At 44.8% G+C, this 3063-nt stretch carries 2 protein-coding genes; both read left to right on the plus strand.

The features are described from left to right. Positions 1 to 134 precede the first annotated feature (134 nt). Positions 135 to 1310 carry a reverse transcriptase domain-containing protein gene (locus tag IT084_RS17455; protein WP_313885517.1) on the plus strand — a complete coding sequence of 392 codons (1176 nt, stop codon included), beginning with the start codon at positions 135 to 137 and terminating at the stop codon, positions 1308 to 1310. Between the two features lie 521 nt (positions 1311 to 1831). Next, positions 1832 to 2872: a DUF6094 domain-containing protein gene (locus tag IT084_RS17465; RefSeq protein WP_195714163.1), complete on the plus strand. Its 1041-nt coding sequence runs from the start codon at positions 1832 to 1834 to the stop codon at positions 2870 to 2872. The last annotated feature ends 191 nt before the right edge of the window (positions 2873 to 3063 follow it).

Here is a 3063-nt window from a genome sequence, read left to right on the forward strand (position 1 = left end):
GGCACTTCTTGCATGGCTGTCTCGACTGTAGAAGTCTCAAAGATTATGCAAAGTAAATGAGACAGAAATCCTTATATTTAATGGTCTGTACGAGTTTACTTTGCATAATCATCTACTTTGCATAAGGCGGAATTATTTCCCCCTTATTAGCCAATGTCTACCTTCATAAATTAGATCAATGGATAATACGAGAATGGGAAGAAAAAACAACCAAACACCAATATACAAGAAAAAACTCAAAAATTAGAGGGTTAAGGAAAACTAATCTCAAACCCGCCTATCTCGTGAGGTATGCTGACGACTGGATACTAATAACAGATTCTAAAGCTAACGCTGAAAAGTGGAAAAGGCGTATAGAAAAATACTTGGATACGAAGCTCAAGTTGAAACTAAGTCCAAACAAAACATTAATAACAAACATCAGGAAAAGCCCCATCCATTTTCTAGGTTTCCGTTATAAACAAATACCAGGAAAATCCAAAACAGGATGGATTACGTGCACCAGACCGGATGACAACCGCCTAAAAGCAAAAATAAACGAACTAAGAAAACAAACCAAACAGCTCCGTAAATATAACGGAAAGCAATTAATACACCAAATTATTACATTAAACAGTGCCATTACCGGAATAGGTAACTACTACAAACCGGCAACTATGGTAAACATCGAACTAAACAAATATGCTGATTCTCTACTATATACAGCATCTAAAGCATTAAAACCTAAAGGTGCCCACTGGACACCAGCAAATAAAGTAAACAATCTAATAAATAGACATACAGGATATATAACAAAAATACCAGCAATTAAATATAACGAACTAACCATTGGAGTTACCAGTTTAGGATTTATCAAATGGGAAAAGGCACATCTCAAAAACCCAATAGAAACACCATACACACCGGAAGGTAGAAAGGCCTACTATGAACGCACGTCAAAGAAACAACCATTACCCAGAGATGACATAACAATGAACTTAACACTATCCGAATTAATAGCCAAAGGATTGGCTGACCCAAAATATAATTTTGAATATTTAATGAATAGGGCATATGCGTTCAACCGGGATAAAGGGAAATGTAAGGTATGTGGCAACCCAATAATAGGATACGAACTCGAAACACATCATATAAACCCCGATTTACCACTAAACCAAATTAACAAAGTACCCAACCTTGCGTCTACCCACAAATGGTGCCATAACCTAATTCACAGCACAAAAGACGTTTCTCATCTGGTCGATAAGAAAACACATAAAAGGATTCTCAAACTCAGGGAAAAGCTCAATCAGAAACCAGAAATTGCTTGATGGAACGCCGTGTGCGTTGAAAGGCGCACGCACGGTGTGAAGTGGGGGAAAAGGAGCCCGGACGGGTAATGCCGTCGGAGTATCCTTACCTATCACTATAAAATGAAACACACTGGAAAGCCAATTAACATTGCCTTAAGTATTAAATACTTAATGGAAGCCCTGGCTGTTTCAGGGAATGAAGTCAAACTTAAATTTATGGGCAATAAAGCGTGCCAGGTAGAGCAAAACAATTATTATTGCTTTATCTCGGCTACAAATAAACCGGCTGTTGCAAAACCTGGTTATATCGAAAAATCGGCGTAATATCAGCATTCCAAAGACCCCTTATGCAGTAACACATAGGGGGTCTTTGTATTTGGGGGTGTAAAATGATACATCAACAAAACCTGTTAACTGTCGAAAAACGGGCCTGGAAAGAAATCCGGCGCAATCAACCTGGGCGATGGGCCAAGATTCTGAAAAAAGCCGTCCCAGAACGGTATAAAGAGCTGGTCCGCTATGCAAGGAGGGGGTAGACCATGGCCCGCAGCGCGTCAAGGGAAAAAGGGGGTTATTACCCCACCCCTGCGGATGAACTTAAGTTGGTATGCAAAAAACTTTATGTCGAGCTTGGTTCCAGCGCAGCACTGCTTGATCCCTGTGCCGGAACCGGAGAGGCGCTAAAGATAATCGCTGATTCACTAACCAGTCAGGGCGGCAGCATAACCACCTACGGAATCGAGCTTGAGGAAACCAGGGCAGCGGAGTGCAAAAAAATCATTGATTTTGCACTAAAATGCGATTATAAGCAGGCTCGCGTTTCAACCAAGGCATTCAGTTTTTTATGGTTGAACCCGCCTTATGATTCCATTGGTCATGAACGCACGGAAGTAATATTTTTGCGCGACCTGACCGACCCCGTGCTGGGTAAATTAATGGAAGGCGGTGTTCTGGGGTTTTGTATCCCCCAGTATGTCCTGGCACACGCCGCGCCGCTGCTGGCGGCCAGGTTCGATGAGTTGGCCGTCTTCCGGTTTACCGACGCAAATTACCCCGTATTTAAACAGGTAGTTGTATTAGGCGTTAGGCGTTCCAAGGCCAGGAGGGGCGAGGAAGCCAGGGCCATCAGGGAATGGCTCAAAGAACTGGCCGGGGGTGGGCCTGACATGATTCCGCCCCTCGACGCTGAAAATGATACCTTCTACCTGATACCGTCCCAGCCGGACAAGAAAATATCATTCCGGGGCTCATTGCTGGACCCCGCGGAAATAAGAGAGGACATAGCCAATTCCCCCGTGTGGGAGGAAATCGGCTTCAGGCTTATGCCGTACAAAAAAGGTTCGATACTGAAAAATCCCATTCTTCCGCTGAAACCGGCCCATAACGCCATAGCCATCGCCGCCGGAGCGATTGGCGGCAATATGGGCAACCACCTGCTGGTCGGCAGGACCGTAAAGGTGGTCGATAAAGAAGTGATCCCGGAAGAAAAAGGGGAAAGGGTCATCGAGAGAGACCGTTATATTACCACTGTGCGGGTTTTTGCCCCGCACCTGCCCGAAGGCGTTTATGATCTCGAATAGCGGGCCGGCCCGCTTGAATCGAAAGGAGGCATGGGAGGCAGTTGCCGGTTAACTGTCTGGCTACGTCAACTACTCCCCACTAAAGTGGGAAGCATGTAGGTTTTGAACCCCACATCTTCCCATTTTAGTGGCGGGCCTACCTGTTTTGCAGGCAGGCCAGGTTTTCCAGTCCCAGGGCAACAAGATGCAGC

It is taken from the genome of Desulfallas sp. Bu1-1 (genome assembly GCF_015594625.1).
In the GTDB taxonomy this organism is placed as follows: domain Bacteria; phylum Bacillota; class Desulfotomaculia; order Desulfotomaculales; family Desulfallaceae; genus JADNRQ01.

What these genes read in the sequence shown, in the direction of transcription:
- IT084_RS17465 (WP_195714163.1), top strand. Translation starts at nt 1,832, where the DNA reads ATGGCCCGCAGCGCGTCAAGGGAAAAAGGGGGTTATTACCCCACCCCT.